Origin of the sequence: Salinimicrobium sp. TIG7-5_MAKvit (assembly GCF_049569215.1) — a bacterium.
In the GTDB taxonomy this organism is placed as follows: domain Bacteria; phylum Bacteroidota; class Bacteroidia; order Flavobacteriales; family Flavobacteriaceae; genus Salinimicrobium; species Salinimicrobium profundisediminis.
In genome coordinates this window covers 1135161-1154565 of the sequence record NZ_CP145903.1, presented here as the reverse complement: position 1 = coordinate 1154565, position 19405 = coordinate 1135161, and the positions used below count along the sequence as shown (strand labels likewise).

General features: G+C 42.2%; 21 protein-coding genes. 10 read left to right on the top strand and 11 right to left on the bottom strand.

All coding sequences use genetic code 11. The annotated features are described in order from the left end of the window. The 3 genes from V5739_RS05240 to V5739_RS05230 all read right to left on the bottom strand — a co-directional run bounded on the left by V5739_RS05240 (window position 1) and on the right by V5739_RS05230 (window position 2364). Window positions 1–717 carry a DUF6089 family protein gene (locus V5739_RS05240; RefSeq protein ID WP_423819912.1) on the bottom strand — a complete coding sequence of 239 codons (717 nt, stop codon included), beginning with the start codon at window positions 715–717 and terminating at the stop codon, window positions 1–3. A gap of 103 nt (window positions 718–820) precedes the next feature. Then, window positions 821–1705 carry an NAD kinase gene (locus tag V5739_RS05235; RefSeq protein WP_266068438.1) on the bottom strand — a complete coding sequence of 295 codons (885 nt, stop codon included), beginning with the start codon at window positions 1703–1705 and terminating at the stop codon, window positions 821–823. Between the two features lie 2 nt (window positions 1706–1707). Next, a complete protein-coding gene (locus V5739_RS05230) occupies window positions 1708–2364 on the bottom strand; it encodes a CBS domain-containing protein (RefSeq protein ID WP_423819911.1) in 657 nt (218 codons plus the stop codon). An 88-nt stretch (window positions 2365–2452) separates the two neighbouring features. Here V5739_RS05230 and V5739_RS05225 point away from each other — a divergent pair, with 88 nt between their 5' ends. The 10 genes from V5739_RS05225 (at window position 2453) to V5739_RS05180 (ending at window position 11842) form a co-directional block, all read left to right on the top strand. Beyond that, window positions 2453–3169: a pyridoxine 5'-phosphate synthase gene (locus V5739_RS05225; RefSeq protein ID WP_423819910.1), complete on the top strand. Its 717-nt coding sequence runs from the start codon at window positions 2453–2455 to the stop codon at window positions 3167–3169. Then, window positions 3169–3936, top strand: a complete 768-nt coding sequence (locus V5739_RS05220; protein WP_423819909.1) for an alpha/beta fold hydrolase — start codon at window positions 3169–3171, stop codon at window positions 3934–3936. The genes V5739_RS05225 and V5739_RS05220 overlap by 1 nt, the downstream gene beginning before the upstream one ends. 105 nt (window positions 3937–4041) lie before the next feature. After that, the gene (locus V5739_RS05215) at window positions 4042–5301 is read left to right on the top strand and encodes an OmpP1/FadL family transporter (RefSeq protein WP_423819908.1); all 1260 of its coding nucleotides are present in this window, start codon (window positions 4042–4044) and stop codon (window positions 5299–5301) included. Between the two features lie 15 nt (window positions 5302–5316). Next, window positions 5317–6870 carry an SGNH/GDSL hydrolase family protein gene (locus V5739_RS05210; protein ID WP_266068444.1) on the top strand — a complete coding sequence of 518 codons (1554 nt, stop codon included), beginning with the start codon at window positions 5317–5319 and terminating at the stop codon, window positions 6868–6870. 90 nt (window positions 6871–6960) lie between these two features. After that, complete coding sequence (locus V5739_RS05205; RefSeq protein ID WP_266068445.1) at window positions 6961–7302, top strand: phage holin family protein; 342 nt, start codon at window positions 6961–6963, stop codon at window positions 7300–7302. 85 nt (window positions 7303–7387) lie between these two features. Next, window positions 7388–8701 (top strand): trigger factor, encoded by a 1314-nt coding sequence (gene tig, locus V5739_RS05200; protein WP_423819907.1) that lies wholly within the window; start codon window positions 7388–7390, stop codon window positions 8699–8701. 126 nt (window positions 8702–8827) lie between these two features. Beyond that, entirely contained in the window at window positions 8828–9505 is a 678-nt protein-coding gene (gene clpP, locus V5739_RS05195; protein ID WP_266068447.1) for an ATP-dependent Clp endopeptidase proteolytic subunit ClpP, read from the top strand. A 48-nt stretch (window positions 9506–9553) separates the two neighbouring features. Beyond that, window positions 9554–10786, top strand: coding sequence for an ATP-dependent Clp protease ATP-binding subunit ClpX (gene clpX / locus V5739_RS05190; protein WP_266068448.1), 1233 nt, complete (start codon window positions 9554–9556; stop codon window positions 10784–10786). A gap of 161 nt (window positions 10787–10947) precedes the next feature. Then, on the top strand, window positions 10948–11388 hold the full coding sequence (locus tag V5739_RS05185) for a VOC family protein (protein WP_423819906.1): 441 nt from the start codon (window positions 10948–10950) through the stop codon (window positions 11386–11388). A gap of 1 nt (window position 11389) precedes the next feature. Next, window positions 11390–11842, top strand: a complete 453-nt coding sequence (locus tag V5739_RS05180; protein ID WP_423819905.1) for an SRPBCC domain-containing protein — start codon at window positions 11390–11392, stop codon at window positions 11840–11842. Window positions 11843–12028: 186 nt separating this feature from the next. Here V5739_RS05180 and V5739_RS05175 read toward each other — a convergent pair whose 3' ends face one another. The 8 genes from V5739_RS05175 to miaB all read right to left on the bottom strand — a co-directional run bounded on the left by V5739_RS05175 (window position 12029) and on the right by miaB (window position 19094). Further along, on the bottom strand, window positions 12029–12163 hold the full coding sequence (locus tag V5739_RS05175; RefSeq protein ID WP_423819904.1) for a hypothetical protein: 135 nt from the start codon (window positions 12161–12163) through the stop codon (window positions 12029–12031). 208 nt (window positions 12164–12371) lie between these two features. Next, window positions 12372–14009 carry a chaperonin GroEL gene (gene groL, locus V5739_RS05170; RefSeq protein WP_423819903.1) on the bottom strand — a complete coding sequence of 546 codons (1638 nt, stop codon included), beginning with the start codon at window positions 14007–14009 and terminating at the stop codon, window positions 12372–12374. A 106-nt stretch (window positions 14010–14115) separates the two neighbouring features. Further along, window positions 14116–14391: a co-chaperone GroES gene (locus tag V5739_RS05165; RefSeq protein ID WP_029038864.1), complete on the bottom strand. Its 276-nt coding sequence runs from the start codon at window positions 14389–14391 to the stop codon at window positions 14116–14118. A gap of 143 nt (window positions 14392–14534) precedes the next feature. Continuing rightward, the gene (gene secG / locus V5739_RS05160; protein WP_266068454.1) at window positions 14535–14873 is read right to left on the bottom strand and encodes a preprotein translocase subunit SecG; all 339 of its coding nucleotides are present in this window, start codon (window positions 14871–14873) and stop codon (window positions 14535–14537) included. A gap of 5 nt (window positions 14874–14878) precedes the next feature. Continuing rightward, window positions 14879–15727, bottom strand: a complete 849-nt coding sequence (locus V5739_RS05155; RefSeq protein WP_423819902.1) for a hypothetical protein — start codon at window positions 15725–15727, stop codon at window positions 14879–14881. After that, window positions 15727–16233, bottom strand: a complete 507-nt coding sequence (gene lptE / locus V5739_RS05150; RefSeq protein ID WP_423819901.1) for an LPS assembly lipoprotein LptE — start codon at window positions 16231–16233, stop codon at window positions 15727–15729. Before lptE ends, V5739_RS05155 begins: the two co-directional genes overlap by 1 nt. Window positions 16234–16262: 29 nt before the next feature. Next, window positions 16263–17519 (bottom strand): sigma-54 interaction domain-containing protein, encoded by a 1257-nt coding sequence (locus V5739_RS05145; RefSeq protein ID WP_423819900.1) that lies wholly within the window; start codon window positions 17517–17519, stop codon window positions 16263–16265. A 129-nt stretch (window positions 17520–17648) separates the two neighbouring features. Further along, window positions 17649–19094: a tRNA (N6-isopentenyl adenosine(37)-C2)-methylthiotransferase MiaB gene (gene miaB / locus V5739_RS05140; RefSeq protein WP_423819899.1), complete on the bottom strand. Its 1446-nt coding sequence runs from the start codon at window positions 19092–19094 to the stop codon at window positions 17649–17651. Between the last annotated feature and the right edge of the window lie 311 nt (window positions 19095–19405).

Here is a 19405-nt window from a genome sequence, read left to right as displayed (position 1 = left end):
TTAATATTTGTTGAAGCAACCCGACCCTCTTCCAAAATTAAATGTGAAGTAGATGCCGGTAAACACATACCAGTCGGTGGTGTTTGAGTTTCCAAAATCATAGGGCTGATAATCGCCTTCTACTTCAGATGGTTGGCTGCCGTCCAGGTTATCGGTGAATGTGTAGCGGGCGCCTATTTCTATTCCGGCAGAAAGAAAATTAGTAAGCGTTTGTTTGTACCCCATCACAATAGGCAGGGAGAACTCCCAGTTATTTCCTGCTTCCTGCAGCTCATTTGCTGCCGGGTTGGTATATGCCGTGTTCTTTAGCATGTAATGTTTGGCAAAATAGTAACTAATGCCGGTGTAAAGATAAGGAGTTGATTGGTATGTATTAGAATGCAGGTCCCAATTCCAGAAAGTAAATTCAATTCCCAACGAAGCTTCGGCAATATTGTTGGAAAAAGAATAGCCTCTGTCATTTCGGCGGCCTTCATTAGACAGGGCGTCATCGGCTTTGAGCTGGGCATAAAGTAAAGAAAACCTGAATGAATGCCGGTCGCTGCGGTTCCATTTTACAAGCCCTCCAAAAACCGGGGCATTAGGATTGATATAGGTAGTGTTACCCACGTCCCCAATATAATTTGCGCCTCCTATAAAAGGGCCAACTTCAAAATTTTGGGAATATGTTTGGATGCCGAAAAGCCCAATCAAAACCATAACAATAAGATACCTCATAGGTCTTCAAAAGTCTGCAAATATAACAATATTGTTTGCCCCACAAATAACAGGTATGGGTTTGTGCCTTAGCAATAACAGTTTAAAGTAGGTTTTATTGTTTTTAATTACGCTTATCTTCTCCCCAAAGTAGTTTTTTTCGAAGGGTTTTTAAGAAGGTGTCACTGGTAAATTCGACTATCTTGATCTTAAAGGGCGCTTTTTTTATGGTAACTGTAGTGTTGTTTTTTAAAGTAGCTAACCTTGAATCCATTGAGACCAGGTAATCATCGGCCCGTCCCGAAACTCTCAGGGTTATCCTGGTATTGTCTTTTATCACCAGCGGGCGGGCATTTAGGTTATGTGGGGCAATAGGGGTGATCACCAGTGCTTTTGTGGCTGGGGTAATCACCGGGCCGCCACAACTCAGGGAGTAGCCGGTAGAGCCGGTGGGAGTAGAAACTATCAATCCGTCGGCCCAGTAGGCAGTAAGGGGTTCATCATCAAGCCAGGTATCTATCGTGATCATAGATGTACTGTTCTTCCGGCTAACGGCTATTTCGTTGAGCGCAAAATTATTCCCCCGCAGTTCTTCCACTTCAGGATCGGTGATGATGCACAGCAGGGAGCGTTGCGAAATTTTATATTCCTCTTTAATTAGTCTGGAGATGGTTGTGCGAATTTCTTCTTTGTGAACAGTAGCCAAAAATCCAAGCCTTCCGGTGTTGATGCCCATAATAGGAATATCAAGATCCCGTACAAAATTAATAGATTGAAGTATCGTGCCGTCTCCACCCACACTTATAAAGATATCGTACGAATTATCCAGCGCTTTAAAGGTTTTAAAATGCTGAAAATTCTTCTTTATCTCATTGTTTTCATCAATAAGCCTCAGGAAGTTTTCTTCTATTGCAACTTCAATATTTTCAGAATCAAGTACATTGAGAAGTTCTTCAATGTAAATGCCCGAATTAGCGTGATAAAATTGTCCATATATTGCAGCCTTCATCTCTAGATATTTAAATATTTATCCAGATAACGCGAACGGTCCTGCAGGTTAGAAGAAAAAGAATCTTCGGGATGTTGAGAAATTACCTCATAGCCATATCTTCTAAAGGTTTGAAAAATGGCATTTAAAGGGACGCTTCCGGTTTTAAGCGTAATTTGAGTACGGTCATTTTCTGTGCCCGAAACAAATGCTCCTAACACATGGGTGCCATTTGATTCTACAATTTGACATATTTCACTAAATGAGTAGTCTTTAATACCTTTTTCAACCACTATAATGCTACCGGGATTGTTCAGAAAAGGAGATTCTGTGAATAAATTCATGATGTCCTGGAGTTCGAGATATCCTAAAAACTGGTTGTTCTCATCTAAAACAGGCATTAAGTTGGCATCATTTTTTGAAAAATTGTGCAACACATCTATCCAGTTGTCTGTATCTCTAACAAAAAATCCTTCCAGGGCATATTGAAATTCTTCAACTGGTTGCTGTGGTTCAAAGATCCTGGCGTCGGCTACGGGAATACTGCCCATATAGATATCTCCCTGTAATACGGGTAAATGAGAGTAGGCGGATACATCAAAAATTTTCAGCACCTCAAATATTGGGGTGTGAAACTGCGGAATTTTAATTTCATTAAGAATATATGGCTGAATGTTCATTACCCGGGGCTTTTTCTGCAAATTAATCAAAATAAAGTATTTCTTTGCTTATTCAACTTTGTATTTTTGTTGAAAACAGGTGCCAAAAATGACAAAATTAAGCGTTAATATAAATAAGATTGCAACTCTTCGAAACAGTCGGGGAGGAGATGTTCCTAACCTTGTGCAGGTAGCAAAAGATGTCCAGCGGTTTGGAGGGCAGGGAATCACCGTACATCCACGGCCCGATGAGCGCCATATAAGATACCAGGACGTGTTTGATCTTAAGCCGGTGGTTTCTACGGAATTTAATATTGAAGGAAATCCCGTTCAGAAGTTTATGGATCTTGTGCTAAAAGTGAAGCCCGAGCAGGTTACTCTTGTTCCCGATGCCGAAGAAGCCATAACTTCAAATGCAGGTTGGGATACCATAAAACATCGCGATTATTTAAAGGAGATCATTTCAGAATTTAAAAGTAACGGCATTCGCACGTCCATTTTTGTAGACCCCGACCCAGAGATGGTGAAAGGCGCTGTAGAAACCGGTACCGATCGCATTGAACTTTACACTGAAGAATATGCAAGGCAGTTCGCTAAAGGCAATAAAGACGGGGTAAAGCCCTATAAATTGTGTGCCGAAACGGCCATAGATCTCGGACTGGGAATAAATGCAGGGCATGATCTTTCTCTGAGTAATATTGAATACTTTCAGAAGAATGTTCCGGGGCTGCTGGAGGTGTCTATAGGTCACGCTTTGATAGCCGAATCTCTGTACCAGGGAATGGAGTATGTTATTAATCAATATCTAAGTTTGTTAAGAAGCTAATGAAACTACATTCTACAATTCTGGGAGAGGGGCAGCCCATATTGATCCTTCACGGATTTTTGGGCATGAGCGATAACTGGAAGACCCTTGGGAATGAATTTTCGGAGGCAGGTTTCCAGGTTCATCTCATTGATCAAAGAAACCACGGTCGTAGCCCACACAGTGAGGTTTTTAATTATACCGAACTGGCTAAAGACGTCAAAGAATACATTGGAAACTACAGCCTCAAAAATGTCATTTTAATAGGGCATTCTATGGGGGGGAAATCGGCCATGACAGCTGCGGCGCTTTTTCCGCACCTCATTGATAAACTGGTGGTGGTAGACATAGCACCAAAATATTATGCCCCTCACCATCAGCAGATCCTGGAGGGGTTAAAAGCTGTAGACGATGCCACGCTCAACTCACGGGGAGATGCAGATGAGGTACTTGCCAAACACGTGCCTGAAAAGGCCGTAAGAATGTTTTTGCTGAAAAACCTGTACTGGAAGCAAAAAGAAAGACTTGGCTTAAGGCTTAATCTGGAGGTGCTTACAAAAGAAATTGAAGAGCTGGGACAAAGCCTGCCCAACGATTATACTTTTACAAAACCCACCCTGTTTATTAAAGGGGAGAGATCAAATTATATTATTTCAGAAGACGAGGGGCTCATAAAAAAGCATTTTCCCAATGCTACGCTCTCGGTAATTTCACGCGCAGGCCACTGGGTGCACGCTGAGAATAAGAAAGAATTTTATGAGCAGGTCATGAAATTTCTCTCCATTTAGAAGCTAATTTATTATGCACGCGTAATAAATTGAGGTTTTTCTTGCCTTATATGCAATTTATGCTATTTTTGAGCATTGATCCTTTATTAATCTACACACATTATTATGAGAAAAGTATTATTGTCAATGGTATTTGCGCTTGCAGGTGCTATAACTTATGCCGGAGGTTACCGTGTTGGGGTGCAGGGGCAGCGAGCGCTGGCCATGGGACACACGGGAGTTGCCGTTGTTAACAGTGCCGAGTTGGGATTCTTTAACCCTGCGGGACTGGTTTATCTTGAAAACCGACTAACTGTTTCTGCAGGGGTAAGTGCGGTTTTTTCTGAAGTTGCATGGCAAAACGAAGACACAGGAGAGAGTGCACGCACCGATAATCCTGCCGGAACACCGTTTTACTTCAATGCTTCTTATAAACTGAATGAAAACCTTGCGGTGGGCTTAAGTGTCTATACTCCTTATGGAAGTACCGTAAAATGGGAAAAAGATTGGGCAGGCTCTCACCTTGTAAACGATATTGAGCTGCAGGCAATTTACATCCAACCGCTTGTTTCTTATAAAGTTGCCGATTTCTTAAGTGTTGGGGGAGGTCCAATCTTTGTTACCGGTTCAGTAAACTTTAACCGAAACCTGAGTAGAACTCTTACCGATATTGATGGTAACAGGTCAAATGTAACCATTGATGCTTCGGGTGTAAACGAATGGGGATGGTCTGCAGGAGCGCTGTTTACAGCAACCGAAGACTTCAGAATAGGAATCAACTACCGTTCAGAGATCATTATGAATGCTGAAGATGGGGATGCCGATTTTGAAAATATTCCCAATACTCCTTTAGCGCCTTTTAGCGATACTACTTTTGATGCACAGTTGCCATTGCCAGCAGAGTTTACCGTGGGATTGTCTTATCAACTGAACGAAAAATGGTTGCTTGCTTTCGATTATAACAGGACTTTCTGGAGTGTTTATGAAGCTCTGGATATCGAATTTGCAAATCCTGCCCTTGGGGTATCAGAGAATCCACGTGCTTATGAAGATTCAAACACATGGAGATTTGGAGCGCAGTACGAAGCTACAGATAAGTTGACCCTGCGTGCAGGTTATTACTTTGATGAATCTCCAGTTCAGGAAGGTTATTTTGCTCCCGAAACTCCCCGTAATGATTCCATGGGTTTTACAGCAGGTCTTTCACTTGATGTTACTTCAAGACTGGCTATAGATGCATCTTTCGCTTATATAAGATTTGATGAAGTTGATGCGGTCTATAATCCAAACCCACAAGATTTCCCCGATTATGAGGGTGTCCCATTTGGAGGTACTTATAAATCTGTAGCCTTTATTCCAGGGATTGGAGTAACTTATAAAATGTAATAAAAGAATTAGAATATGAGAAATTATATAAAATACATCGGAATCCTGGCGCTGGGAATGGTTGCATGTGAACCTGAATTTGATAATCCCGTAGACGAGCAGGATGCGTATAGTAATGGAGAAGCCGATTTCTCCAACTACGTGGCTTTAGGAAACTCGCTAACTGCCGGATATGCAGATAACGCACTCTATATCACCGGGCAGCAGAATTCTTATCCAAACATCCTGGCACAGCAGTTCGCTAAAGTGCAGGAAACCCAGGAATTCAGAATTCCTTACATGGCCGATAATGCAGGTGGTTTACTGGCAGGAGACCAGCAAATTACCAGTAACAGGCTTGTGCTTGAGACTCTTTTTAATGAAGAGGGGGAGCCTGTACAAACCCCTAAAGTTTATACCGGAATGGCGCCTACCACGAATGTTTTAAACAAATTAACAGGGCCTTTCAATAATATGGGAGTTCCCGGAGCCAGAAGTTACCATTTATTGGCACCTGGGTATGGGAATCCTGCCGGGCTAATGGCCGATCCTGCAACTGCAAATCCATACTTTGTGCGTTTTGCTTCTTCTCCTGAAGCTTCTGTTCTTGAAGATGCTGTGGCTCAACAGCCTACTTTCTTCAGCTTATGGATTGGGAATAATGATGTGTTAGGATACGCAACCACAGGGGGTTTAAATGAAGCGAGTATAACAGACCCGGCGATGTTCACCGGGGCATATACGCAACTTGTAAATGGATTAGTTCAATCTGGAGCAGAAGAAGGGGTTTTAATCAATATCCCCGATGTAACCGATGTGCCGTTTTTTACCACTATTCCTAATAATGCTTTAGTGCTTAGTGCTGAACAGGCTGCCAATCTTACCGGGTTTTTCCAGGCTGTGGCCGGGATTTTCACCCAGGTTCTAATGCAACAGCAAGTGCCGCAGGAGCAGGCAGCGCAAATCGCTTCTCAATATGCACTTACTTTTAGTGAGGGGCCAAATAGATTCGTTATTGATGTTCCCGAAACTCAGACTAATCCTCTTGGGTTTAGACAAATGACTGAAGAAGAATTGTTGCTTTTCACTATAGATCGTACTGCCATTCCAACTCAGGGATATGGTTCTGCAGCGGTAGGTCCAGAAGTGATGCAGGTTTTAGGTATACTTCAGCAGGGAGGTCAGCCAACACCAGAGCAGGCTCAGTTGGTTTTGGAGGCTGTAAATGGTATTGATGATAAAGATGCTCTTGATATTCAGGAAATCCAGAACATTAGAAATGCCACAGCTAAGTATAACGAAACTATTCTAGCTCTTGCCCAGGCAAATGGGTTGGCTCATGTAGATGCTGCCGCTTTGCTTAACAAGGTAGCAACTACGGGAATTTCTTTTGATGAAGGCACTGTGACATCAACCTTTGGTAGTGGTGGTGCTTTCTCTCTTGATGGGATCCACCTTACGCCCCGTGGATACGCTTTAGTAGCCAACAAAATTATTGAAGAGATCAACAAAACCTATAATTCTGAAGTTCCCACCGTGAATATTGGAAACTACGGAACCGTAACTCCGAGTAATGATGTGGGTAATTAATTCCCACCTTCTTTAAAAATGTATTAAAACGTCGGGCTGGTCCCGGCGTTTTTCGTTCAAAGTAGTATCTTAGTGTTAAATTCAAAACCTATGACCTTTCTTTTAAGAATCCTCCTCACCGCTGTAGTAGTGGTGTTTCTTGCAAATTTTCTTCCGGGTGTAACAGTTACAGGATACGTGACGGCTATAGTTGTGGCCCTGGTCCTGGCGCTGCTTAATTTTATAGTGAAACCCGTCCTGGTGCTTCTCACACTTCCTGTTACCCTGCTTACCTTTGGCCTTTTTCTTATAGTGATCAATGCCATTATCATCCTTTTGGTAGATGCTTTTGTAAGCGGATTCCAGGTGAGCGGATTTTGGATTGCAGTGCTCTTTAGTATCTTGCTGTCAATTATTCAATCAATCTTTTTCTCAATTGCCGAAAGGAAATAAAGCCTTCTGAATTTCAGCTTTTTGAAACTTTGCTTGCTCTTAAAAAAGTTGTACTTTTGCAAACCAATTTTTATAAGCGCTTATAATGAATATAACGAGAGAGAACATTGACGAACTTAATGCAGTCCTCAAGGTTGATATAGCCAAAGAAGACTATAGCGGCAAAGTTGAAAAAGTCCTGAAAGACTACCGTAAAAATGCAAATATTCCTGGCTTCCGTAAAGGGCATGTGCCTATGGGGATGGTGAAGAAGCAATACGGGAAGGCAGTTTTGGTAGATGAGGTAAACAAGCTGCTTCAGGATGCCCTTAACAAATATCTTACTGAAGAAAAACTGGATGTTCTTGGAAATCCGCTTCCAAAGGAGCAGGAAAATTTCGACTGGGATAGCGACAACTATACCTTCGAGTTTGAACTGGGCCTTTCTCCACAGTTTGAGGTGAGCCTTGACAACGAGAAGCCAATTACTCATTATAACATTGTTGCCGGTGACGAGATGATCGATAACCAGGTAAAAACTCTTCAGAAGCAATATGGAAAACTTGTTTCTAAAGAATCTGCCGAAGAAGGCGACCAGCTTTCCGGTACCTTTAAAAATGAGGCTGAAGGAATAGAGAACAAAACTACTTTACCTCTTGAAAAGGTCAAAAATAAGGAGCCTTTCCTTGGTGCAAAAGCAGGTGATACTGTAAAAGTGAGCACTAAAGGCCTTTTTGAAGATGACCATCAATTGATGGATTTCCTTGAGGTTGAGCATGACAAAGCGCATGGGCTTGATGTTGAGGTAGAATTTCACGTAGAGGAAGTAAACACTCAGGAGCTTGCAGATTTAGATCAGGAGTTGTTTGATAAGCTCTTTGGCGAAGGGGAAGTAACTTCGGTAACCGAACTAAAAGAGAAGATCAAAGAAGATGCGGCCAAACAATTTGAGCAGCAAAGCGATCAGCAATTGCTGAATGATGTTACTGAAATGCTGATCAAAAACACTCAGTTCGACCTTCCGAAGGAATTTCTTCAGAAGTGGATCCAGACTGCAGGAGAAAAAGAACTTTCAGCTGAAGAGGCGCAAGAGGAGTACGAAAAAAGCGAAAAAGGATTAAGGTTCCAGTTGATTGAAGGTAAATTGATCCAGGATAATAATCTTGAAGTGAAGTTTGAAGACCTTAAAGCTTTCGCTAAAGAAAGGATCAAAGAACAAATGGCGCAGTTTGGCCAAATGAACCCTGAAGAAAAGGAACTTGACGATATCGCGGCCCGAATCCTTTCCCGTCAGGATGAAGTAAAACGCCTTTCTGAGCAGTTAATGAACCAAAAACTACTTTCCCTTTACAAGGAAAAGGTGAATCTTGAGGAGAAAGAAGTGACATACGAAGAATTTGTTAAAGAAGTTTACGAATAGAACTTTTCTTAATTAATACTTATATCTTTAAGGGCGTTAGACCAAGTGCGGGATAACGCCTTTTTTGGCAACTAAGAGAGAGGTGTTAACCTCTTTGTTTAACCCCAACAAAACGACATAAATTCAATGGATTACGGAAAAGAATTTGAGAAATACGCCACCCAGCATCACGGGATTAACAGTAACTATTACAATAAAATAATAAGCAGCATGTACCCGCAGGGTATGACGCCAAACATTATTGAAGAGAGGCAGATGAACATTGCTATTTTTGATGTTTTCTCCCGTTTAATGATGGATCGTATTATTTTTCTTGGTACGGGTATTAGCGACCAGGTAGCCAATATTATTCAGGCGCAATTGCTGTTTTTGGAGAGTACAGACTCTTCAAAAGACATTCAAATCTACATCAATTCCCCGGGAGGTAGTGTTTATGCCGGCCTTGGTATTTATGATACCATGCAGTTCATAAAGCCCGATGTAGCTACAATTTGTACAGGTATGGCTGCCTCTATGGGCGCGGTGCTTTTATGTGCAGGGGAAAAAGGAAAAAGAAGTGGTTTGCCGCATTCTCGCGTTATGATTCACCAGCCTCTTGGTGGAGCGCAGGGGCAGGCAAGTGATATTGAGATCACTGCCCGTGAGATCCTTATTTTAAAGAAGGAGCTTTATGATATCATTGCCAAGCATTCGGGTCAAACCTATGAGAAGATCCATGAAGACAGTGATCGCGATTACTGGATGAAAGCTGATAAGGCTTTAGAATATGGTATGATTGATGAGATTCTAACAAGGGATAAATAATCTCTTTAAAGAATACTGAAGACCTTTAATGGTTAGAAGAAAAAATTTATGGCAAAAGAAGAACTAGAATGTTCCTTCTGCGGAAGGAAAAAACCTGAAACCAACCTGCTTATCGCCGGACTTGACGCTCATATTTGCGACCGGTGTATTGAGCAGGCCCATGGGATCGTTATAGAAGAATCAAAGCAAGACAGCTCGGGTGAGCTTTCATCTGAACTAAAGCTAAGAAAACCCAAAGCGATTAAAGGCTTTTTGGATCAATATGTAATTGGGCAGGAGCACACTAAAAAAGTGCTTTCTGTGGCGGTTTACAACCACTACAAAAGGTTGTTGCAGCCAGCCAATAATGACGATATCGAGATCCAGAAGAGTAATATCATCATGGTTGGGGAAACCGGTACCGGTAAGACCCTAATGGCAAAGACCATTGCCAAAATGCTTAACGTGCCGCTGGCCATTGTAGATGCAACCGTATTGACCGAGGCTGGTTATGTGGGCGAGGATGTTGAAAGTATTCTTACCCGCTTATTGCAGGCAGCCGATTATAATCTTGAAAAAGCACAGCACGGTATCGTGTTCATTGATGAGATAGACAAGATTGCCCGCAAAAGCGATAACCCTTCAATTACCCGCGATGTTTCGGGAGAAGGGGTACAGCAGGCTTTATTGAAGCTTTTGGAAGGAACTACCGTGAACGTGCCGCCAAAAGGAGGCCGTAAACACCCCGATCAAAAGTTCATCGAGGTAGATACCGAAAATATCCTCTTTGTTACCGGAGGGGCTTTTGATGGTATTGAGAAGAACATCAGCAAGCGCCTTAACATGCAGGCGGTTGGGTTTAGCGCATCAAAGAATGATGAGGCTATAGAGCGTGAGAACCTGTTGAAGTACATTATCCCTAAAGACCTTAAAGATTTTGGGTTGATTCCCGAGATCATTGGGCGTCTTCCGGTACTTACACACATGAACCCGCTAGACCGCAAAACGCTTAGATCTATACTTACGCAGCCTAAAAATGCCATTATCAAGCAGTATCAAAAACTGTTTGAGATGGATGATATCGAATTTAGTATTACCGATGAGGCCCTCGATTTTATTGTGGAAAAAGCCATCGAATACAAACTTGGTGCCCGTGGATTGCGTTCCCTATGTGAAGCCATACTTACCGATGCCATGTTTGAAATGCCCGAAGGTACCTCAAACCAGCTGGTGGTAGATAAAGAATATGCCGAAGAGAAACTCGACAAATCGGGTATAAAAAGGCTTAAGGCGGTTTCATAGCATAAAAAAAATTAGAACATAAAGTTAGAAGCCACGCGTACTGCGTGGCTTTTTTTGTTTAGACGATTTTTTCCTGCTCCTAATTTTGGAAAATTTTAATATAACAATCCAAATATTCCAGTAAATTAGTTAAGATGTAATGTTTTGTAAATCAGTTTAAAATGGAAACATTAAACCCCTACTTAACTTTTCCGGGTAATTGCGAAGAGGCCTTCAACTTCTATAAATCAGTGTTTGGAGGTGAATTCTCTTACATAGGAAGGTTTCGCGACATCCCTTCAGAAGAAGGTTTGTCTATCCCCGAAGATAGAATGAACAAGATTATGCACATCGTCCTGCCCCTGGACGAAAAATGCCTGCTTATGGGCAGCGACTGCGATGATGGCTGGTGCCCCGATGTAGTGGTGGGCAACAACGTCTCGCTCTCTATTAATACCGAAACCAAAGAACAGGCCGATCAGCTTTTTGAAAGCCTTTGCAGTGAAGGTAAAATTACCATGCAAATTGGCGATGTTTTCTGGGGAAGCTACTACGGAATGTGTACAGATAAATTCGGTGTAACCTGGATCATTAATTATTGCAAGCCCGAAGGCAATACGTAAAATGGAAGCTCTCGAAATAAAGACGAACATACAGATCGCCCGATCACAACGCTGGGTTTTTGATGCCATCACAGAACCCGAAAAAATGTCTTCCTACTTCATTTCTCACGCCTCCGGAAGAATGGAGGAGGGGCAGACTGTGCTCTGGACTTTCAGCGAGGCGCCAGAAAGTTTTCCTGTCAGGATACTAATGGTAAAGCCTCCCAAAAATGTCATTTTTGAGTGGGATGGAGCCGAAGGTTATAAAACTACAGTAGAAATTGTGCTTGAGAAAATCTCTGATAATCAAACCCTCGTAAAGCTCACAGAAGGGAAGATTGAAGCCAATGAAGCTGGTATAAAATGGTATGGTGAGAATTCGGGAGGTTGGATGAATTTTCTGGATTGCCTTAAAGCCTATACCGAATACGGCATCAACCTTCGAAAAGGAGCTTTTGATTTTATGAAAAAGTGAGATCAGCTTCATTAATTCTAAGGCATCTGCTTCAGGCGAGGAAGGCCTTAGATGCTATTGATAAAACTTCAGTAAATGTTTAAAAAATAGGTATCCCAAAATACCATTTTTGACACCTCTCTTTCAGAAGTTATGGTCTCAAAAATGTGTATTATCAGGAAAAATTCTTCTTCAGAAGAGTTTATTTCAGTAGAAATCAAGGTGGTGTTCGCTGCAATCTATTTCAGGAAAAACTTCAAAAAGATATTCTGAAAATGCCATTTTTGACACCTGGTCTTCAGAAGTTTTGTGCTCAAAGAAGGAGAGTTGGCTCTCTTGCATTCTTCTTCAGAAGAAAACTATTTCCTAAGAAAGTAATATTTCCGCAGTAAAAAGAAGAAGCCTTAAAAATGCCATTTTTGAAAGTCTATGTCGCCTAAGGGTGAAAATAAAAAACCCGCTTCAGCAATGAAGCGGGTTTTTCTATAAAATCAAAATTAAGATTTCAGAAGAAGATCTAACTTGTCACTTCTAAAATCTAATGTCTATTTTACATCATTCCGGGCATGCCGCCACCCATTCCTTGTGGCATTCCGCCTCCGGCGTTGTCTTCTTTGATATCAACCAAAGAGCACTCGGTAGTAAGGATCATTCCGGCAACCGAAGCAGCGTTTTCAAGAGCTACTCTTGTTACTTTCTTAGGATCGATAATTCCGGCTTTCATCATGTCTACATAAGAGTCAGATTTTGCATCGTAACCGTAGTTGTCTTTTCCTTCAAGCACCTTGTTGATCACTACAGAGCCTTCGCCACCTGCGTTTTCAACAATTGTTCTAAGAGGAGCTTCGATAGCACGACCTACAATTTGGATTCCTGTAGCTTCATCGGCGTTGTAAGACTCAAGGTTTGCAAGCACAGCTTTGGCGCGTACAAGGGCAACACCACCACCGGCAACAATACCTTCTTCTACAGCCGCACGGGTTGCGTGAAGGGCATCGTCTACACGATCTTTCTTCTCTTTCATTTCAACTTCTGAAGCTGCACCTACGTAAAGTACGGCAACACCTCCGGCTAGTTTAGCCAAACGCTCCTGAAGTTTTTCTTTGTCATAATCGGAAGTTGTAGTTTCCATCTGAGCCTTGATCTGGTTCACACGGTCTTTGATCACCTGGTTGTCACCGGCACCGTTCACTACAGTTGTGTTATCTTTATCGATAGCTACTTTTTCAGCAGTACCAAGCATATCAAGTGTTGCGTTCTCAAGAGTGAATCCTCTTTCTTCAGAGATCACAGTACCACCTGTAAGGATGGCGATATCTTCAAGCATTGCTTTTCTTCTGTCTCCAAATCCCGGAGCTTTAACAGCAGCAATTTTCAAAGAACCTCTTAGTTTGTTCACTACAAGAGTGGCAAGGGCTTCGCCGTCTACGTCTTCAGCAATGATCAAAAGGGGCTTTCCAGACTGAGCAACTGGCTCAAGTACAGGAAGCAGGTCTTTCATTGAAGAGATCTTCTTGTCATAGATAAGGATGTATGGATCTTCAAGATCGGCAGTCATTTTCTCGCTGTTGGTAACGAAGTAAGGAGAAAGGTATCCGCGGTCAAACTGCATTCCTTCAACAACGTCAACGTAAGTTTCGGTTCCTTTAGCTTCTTCAACAGTGATCACTCCTTCTTTTCCAACTTTTCCGAAAGCCTGGGCGATAAGTTCACCAATCTGGTCATCGTTGTTGGCAGAGATTGAAGCTACCTGCTTGATCTTTTCTGAAGAATCACCTACCTGCTGGGTTTGCTCTTTAAGGTTGGCAGTCAAAGCTTCAACAGCCTTGTCAATTCCGCGTTTAAGATCCATTGGGTTTGCACCGGCAGCAACGTTCTTAAGGCCTTCTTTTACGATAGCCTGGGCAAGTACAGTTGCAGTGGTAGTACCGTCACCGGCGATATCATTGGTTTTGGAAGCTACTTCCTTAACCATTTGAGCTCCCATGTTCTCAAGAGCATCTTCAAGTTCAATTTCTTTTGCCACGGTCACCCCGTCTTTTGTCACTACAGGAGCTCCAAAAGATTTGTTGATGATCACGTTACGGCCTTTAGGCCCTAAAGTTACTTTTACAGCATTTGCCAATGCATCCACTCCGCGTTTAATACCGTCGCGGGCTTCAATATCAAATTTTATTTCTTTTGCCATTTTATTTAATTTTTTTCTTCCCCTGATCGGGAATTAGTTAGTTGATTCTAAAAAATAGTTGAGGTGAAGAACCGCCAGAAAATAATGCGATTATTACTTCAGGGTTTTATACTATAGCAAGAATATCATCCTCTCTCATGATAAGGTAATCTTTACCTTCCAGTTTGAGCTCGGTACCTGCGTATTTTCCATAAAGTACACTGTCACCAACCTTAACGGTCATGTCGTGGTCTTTTTTACCGCCACCTACGGCTACTACGGTACCTTTTTGTGGTTTCTCCTTTGCGGTTTCGGGAATGTAAATACCTGATGCAGTCTGAGTTTCGGCTGCGGCAGGCTCAACAAGTACTCTGTCTGAAAGAGGTTTAATGTTTAGTGCCATTTTTCAAATGTATTTTAGTTAATAAATTCTTTGTTTGAATAGCCTAAGAGACGAAAATTGTGCCACTTGAAAAATGCTGACAAAAGTCAAAAAAAAATGCCAGCTTGTCATAAGCTGGCATTTGTATATATGTCTTAAGTTTTTTAGTTCTGCTCTGCAGGGGTAGTCACAGGAGCTTCGACAGGTGCAGGAACGTTAGTTTCTACTTCAGGTTCTCCCCCCATGATCTTAGATTCTCCTACTCCGTTGCCATCCATAATAGTTACATTAGAAAGCAGGATAAGCACAAGAAGAAGGGTTGCAAGCGTCCAGGTACTTTTATCCAAAAAATCTGATGTTTTTTGAACTCCACCAATCTGGTTTGCGCCACCGCCAAAAGCCGAAGATAACCCGCCGCCTTTAGGGTTTTGAACCATGATTACTACTACCAGTAGGAACGCTACTATAATGATTAGCGTTAAAAAGATTGTAAATGTGCTCATTATGCTTAACTATTATTTTCCTGTAATTTTTCGATTGCCCGAATTTGGTCTGCAAAGAAACCACTTTTTTCCGGATTTTTCAAAATTAAAATTTTATATGCCTGGATGGCTTTTTTGTAGTTTTTCTGTTCGAGGTAAACCCGTGCTAAAGTCTCTGTCATAAGGGCTTCGGGCGCTGCAAGACTGTCTTCGGCAAGGTTGACTTTTTTTGCCGTTTTTGAAGGGGTAATCCTCGGGTTTTTAGAAATGAATTCCTCAATAAGTTCAAACTTCCGGCTCTTTTCTTCCTGTACTTCCGAAGATAATTCTTCCCGTTCTACATGTTTTGCTGAAGCCAGTTTTAACCATTCTGAAAATGAGTGATTTTCATTGCGGTTAAAGGAAAGGGGTTTGCCGGTTTCCAGAGTATCTTCTTCTTCTGAAGGCTGAGTTGTTTCTTCTCTTTTTTGGAACAAACGCGGATCAAATACGCGGGCAGATTCCTGAGATTTCATTTTCAGTGCCTTGTCAAGAGTCAGGTTTTCATCCTCTTTTTCAACTTTTGTCGCGGCCTTATCTTCAAGTTGCTTTTGTTGCTGCTCCTGCTTCTTGATAGATTCGGCAATTTCATTTTGATTGAATTCCCTTGAAGTAATGAAGTCAAACAGCACCCCTCTGTCTGTAGTGTGAGCGGCTGTCACCTTAAGTTCCTTGTTGTAGTGTAGGCTGTTCGCGTTTTTTAATCCTTTAAGGCGCACGGCACGGGCCGCCTGGAAGTAAGGATATTTTCTCAAAATCTCGTGCAGCGCTTTTGTCTGCTCAAAGGAAATGGCAGCAGGGTCTTTAAGAATCGATATTACTTCATCCTGTTTCATTACCAGTTTGCCAAAGTAGCATTAAAAATATCCTGAGTGATGCGGGTAAAGATCTCTTCAAGGGCTGTTGCCAGCACCGGCCCAATAAGTTGTGCACTGGCAGGATAATCATAGTAGAACGAGAAACGCCGGTCTAAAATGTCTTTTTCGGGGTCTAAGGTGTTGTAGAACCTTAGATTGACCACAATGGTGAGGCGGTTTTGTGCGGCAGTACTTTGGGCTGTGGCACTCATGGGGGCAACATAGTAATCTATGATCTCCCCTTCATAAACCAGGTCTCCATTTTCATTGGTGAGGCTCAAATTCGTCTGACTCTGAATAAGATCCTGAAGCTGAAGCGTGAATGTACGGTCAATACCCGGCTCCACAATTGCTGCGGCGTTCTGAAAATAATTAACCTGAAAGGTTTGCGCATTCCCCACATCGGCTCCCGAAAAAGAATAAATGCCACAGGATGACAGGCTGAGGGAAAGCATTAAAAGAAGCAACAACTGTATTTTTTTCATAAAGTATGGGGTGTCAAAAATGGCAATTTTTAGAGGTCGTATTGTTTGATCTTTCTATACAGGGTGCGTTCACTTATTCCCAGTTCTTCGGCGGCTGCCTTTCGTTTCCCGTTGTGGCGCTCCAGGGATTTCTTGATGAGTTCCAGCTCTTTATCCTGAAGGGACAGCGTTTCTTCTTCCTCAATTTCTTCGGCAAAGTAATATTTATCCTGTTTATCTGAAGGATTTTGCTGCGGAATTTGAAGTACTTCGAGTTCCTCGTCGGTTATTTCTTCGGGAATAACATCTTCTTCGTCATTATTTCCGTAGATCTTATTGATCAGGCTTTCGTTTTCCTCTTTCACATTCTTATGACCGTCATTTTCCATAAGCTCTAACGTGAGCTTTTTGAGGTCATTAAGATCGCTTTTCATGTCAAAAAGCACTTTGTAGAGAATTTCCCGCTCATTACTAAAGTCGCTTTCTTTCTTTTTTTCCTCGATCACGGCCGGTAGGTTGCTGCCGTAACCGGGAAGATATTCTTTTAATTTTTGGGCGTCTATACTTCTTTCCTGTTCTAAAACTGAAATTTGCTCGGCGAGGTTTCTTAGCTGCCTCACGTTTCCATTCCACGAATACTTTTGCAACAGGCTGATGGCATCGTCTTCAAGCCGAATAGTGGGCATTTTGTACTTCAAAGCAAAATCGGCTGCAAATTTCCTGAAGAGCAGGTGGATGTCTTCCTTGCGTTCGCGCAATGGTGGTAGGTAGATCTCTACGGTACTTAACCTGTAGTAAAGGTCTTCCCTGAATTTTTCCTTTTTGATGGCATCGGCCATATTGAGGTTGGTGGCAGCGACAATACGTACATTGGTCTTTTGCACCTTTGAGGATCCTACCTTGATGAATTCGCCATTTTCGAGCACACGCAGAAGCCGTACCTGCGTGGTTAGTGGCAATTCGCCAACTTCATCCAGAAAAATAGTTCCGCCGTCGGCCACTTCAAAATATCCACTTCGCGTTTGAGTGGCACCTGTAAAAGCACCTTTTTCATGCCCAAAGAGTTCACTGTCAATAGTACCTTCAGGGATGGCACCGCAGTTTACAGCAATATATTTACCGTGTTTGCGGTGGGAGAGTGCATGGATGATCTTGGGAATACTTTCTTTTCCCACTCCGCTTTCCCCGGTGACCAGTACAGAAATATCTGTTGGCGCCACCTGCATGGCTTTTTCTACTGCCCTGTTTAATTTCTGGTCGTTTCCTAAAATGCCGAAACGCTGTTTTATTGCCTGAATACTTTCCATGCCTCCTAGCCCCCAATGGGGGTATTTGTTTGTTTAATTGAACCTGATTCTGGTATGCTCTTCATTTCAATTAGTTTAAAAAAAGAAATCTTTAAGACCTCTCCTACACCCCCTTCGGGGGCAGGGGGCTTAATTATTCTCGCTATACCCAACCGCTTCTCCTATTAAGGTGGCGCTGGTACAGTCGTTTATCTTCACGTTTACAAAATCCCCAATCTTATACTGCTCTTTTGGGAAAACTGCCACAGTGTTTTGGGTAGTTCTGCCACTCCAGTGAGCATCAGATTTCTTGGATTCTTTTTCGATCAACACCTCTACCGTCTTGCCAACAAACTGTCGGGTTCTAAAGTGGCTGTGTTGTTGTTGCAGGTTTACAATTTCTGTAAGTCTTCTTTTCTTAACTTCTTCAGGAACATCGTCTTCCAGTTTCCTGGCGGCCATTGTTCCGGGTCTTTCAGAATAAGCGAACATGAATCCGAAGTCATATTTCACATATTCCATAAGGGATAGTGTATCCTGGTGATCTTCTTCAGTTTCTGTTGGGAATCCGGTGATCATATCCTGGGAGATAGCACAATCGGGCATTAGTTTCCTAATGTTGTCAATTAACTCAAAGTATTCTTCGCGGGTGTGCAGACGGTTCATGGCTTTAAGGATCCTGTCGCTACCGCTTTGCACCGGCAGGTGAATATATTTACAAATATTCGGGTATTTCGCCATGGCTTCAATCACATCAAGCGTCATGTCCTGCGGATTTGAAGTAGAGAACCTAATCCTCATTTTTGGATGTGCTTCGGCTACCATCCTCAAAAGGGCAGCGAAATTGGTAGCGGTAGCCTTTTGCATTTCCGAAGCATTTTTAAAGTCCTTTTTGAGTCCGCCGCCATACCATAAATAGCTGTCAACGTTCTGTCCCAAAAGTGTGATTTCTTTAAAGCCTTTTTGTGCCAGTTCATTCACCTCTTCCATTATACTTTGTGGGTCACGGCTACGCTCTCTTCCGCGGGTAAACGGTACTACACAAAACGTACACATATTGTCGCAGCCCCGTGTGATAGAAACAAAGGCCGAAACGCCGTTGCTTTGCAAACGCACGGGAGAAATATCTCCATAAGTTTCATCTTTGGAGAGGATCACATTTACGGCATTGCGACCTTCTTCCACTTCGTTAATGAGGTTTGGCAGGTCTTTGTAGGCATCGGGCCCCACCACAAGGTCAACAATCTTTTCTTCTTCCAGGAACTGGGCTTTTAAGCGTTCGGCCATACAGCCAAGCACGCCCACCTTCATCCCCGGGTTGATTTTTTTTACAGCATTATATTTTTCCAGTCGCTTTCGTACTGTTTGTTCTGCTTTATCTCTAATTGAGCAGGTGTTGATAAGAACCAGGTCGGCTTCCTCGAGACTTTGAGTGGTATCAAAGCCTTCTTTAGCAAGAATTGATGCTACGATCTCACTGTCGCTAAAGTTCATTTGGCAGCCGTAGCTCTCAATCATCAGCTTTTTCCCGTTACCCGTTTTGGGCTCCATTACCAATGTATTTCCCTGCTGCTTTTCGTCTATAATCTTCTCCATAATTCAAAAAAATGCCATGAGGCAATTGAACGGGCAAAGATACAGTTTTAGTTGGTATGTGACAAAGTGACAGGAGGAAAATCTGGAAGGCTTCTTCGGAAGAAGTAGAGGCAAAAGATACAGTTAAATACTGAAGCTTCAAAAATGGCATTTTTGAAAGGTATTTTTCAGTTTCATATGATCTCTATATAATATGACTGAAGTTTAAATTTCTTCTTGTTAATATTCAGAATATATTACAGCCGAAGGTGGATTGTGCATTTTAAGTTAATTACCAAATTGTTATTTTAGGGTAGGTTTGAACGATAAAA

Coding starts and splice junctions, on each gene's coding strand:
- secG (WP_266068454.1), bottom strand. CDS start 14,873: ATGAGCACATTTACAATCTTTTTAACGCTAATCATTATAGTAGCGTTC.
- V5739_RS05235 (WP_266068438.1), bottom strand. CDS start 1,705: ATGAAGGCTGCAATATATGGACAATTTTATCACGCTAATTCGGGCATT.
- V5739_RS05205 (WP_266068445.1), top strand. CDS start 6,961: ATGACCTTTCTTTTAAGAATCCTCCTCACCGCTGTAGTAGTGGTGTTT.
- V5739_RS05215 (WP_423819908.1), top strand. CDS start 4,042: ATGAGAAAAGTATTATTGTCAATGGTATTTGCGCTTGCAGGTGCTATA.
- V5739_RS05210 (WP_266068444.1), top strand. CDS start 5,317: ATGAGAAATTATATAAAATACATCGGAATCCTGGCGCTGGGAATGGTT.
- V5739_RS05175 (WP_423819904.1), bottom strand. CDS start 12,163: ATGCAAGAGAGCCAACTCTCCTTCTTTGAGCACAAAACTTCTGAAGAC.
- V5739_RS05185 (WP_423819906.1), top strand. CDS start 10,948: ATGGAAACATTAAACCCCTACTTAACTTTTCCGGGTAATTGCGAAGAG.
- lptE (WP_423819901.1), bottom strand. CDS start 16,233: ATGAAAAAAATACAGTTGTTGCTTCTTTTAATGCTTTCCCTCAGCCTG.
- V5739_RS05180 (WP_423819905.1), top strand. CDS start 11,390: ATGGAAGCTCTCGAAATAAAGACGAACATACAGATCGCCCGATCACAA.
- tig (WP_423819907.1), top strand. CDS start 7,388: ATGAATATAACGAGAGAGAACATTGACGAACTTAATGCAGTCCTCAAG.
- V5739_RS05225 (WP_423819910.1), top strand. CDS start 2,453: ATGACAAAATTAAGCGTTAATATAAATAAGATTGCAACTCTTCGAAAC.
- clpP (WP_266068447.1), top strand. CDS start 8,828: ATGGATTACGGAAAAGAATTTGAGAAATACGCCACCCAGCATCACGGG.
- V5739_RS05155 (WP_423819902.1), bottom strand. CDS start 15,727: ATGAAACAGGATGAAGTAATATCGATTCTTAAAGACCCTGCTGCCATT.
- V5739_RS05220 (WP_423819909.1), top strand. CDS start 3,169: ATGAAACTACATTCTACAATTCTGGGAGAGGGGCAGCCCATATTGATC.
- V5739_RS05230 (WP_423819911.1), bottom strand. CDS start 2,364: ATGAACATTCAGCCATATATTCTTAATGAAATTAAAATTCCGCAGTTT.
- groL (WP_423819903.1), bottom strand. CDS start 14,009: ATGGCAAAAGAAATAAAATTTGATATTGAAGCCCGCGACGGTATTAAA.
- V5739_RS05240 (WP_423819912.1), bottom strand. CDS start 717: ATGAGGTATCTTATTGTTATGGTTTTGATTGGGCTTTTCGGCATCCAA.
- clpX (WP_266068448.1), top strand. CDS start 9,554: ATGGCAAAAGAAGAACTAGAATGTTCCTTCTGCGGAAGGAAAAAACCT.
- V5739_RS05145 (WP_423819900.1), bottom strand. CDS start 17,519: ATGGAAAGTATTCAGGCAATAAAACAGCGTTTCGGCATTTTAGGAAAC.
- miaB (WP_423819899.1), bottom strand. CDS start 19,094: ATGGAGAAGATTATAGACGAAAAGCAGCAGGGAAATACATTGGTAATG.
- V5739_RS05165 (WP_029038864.1), bottom strand. CDS start 14,391: ATGGCACTAAACATTAAACCTCTTTCAGACAGAGTACTTGTTGAGCCT.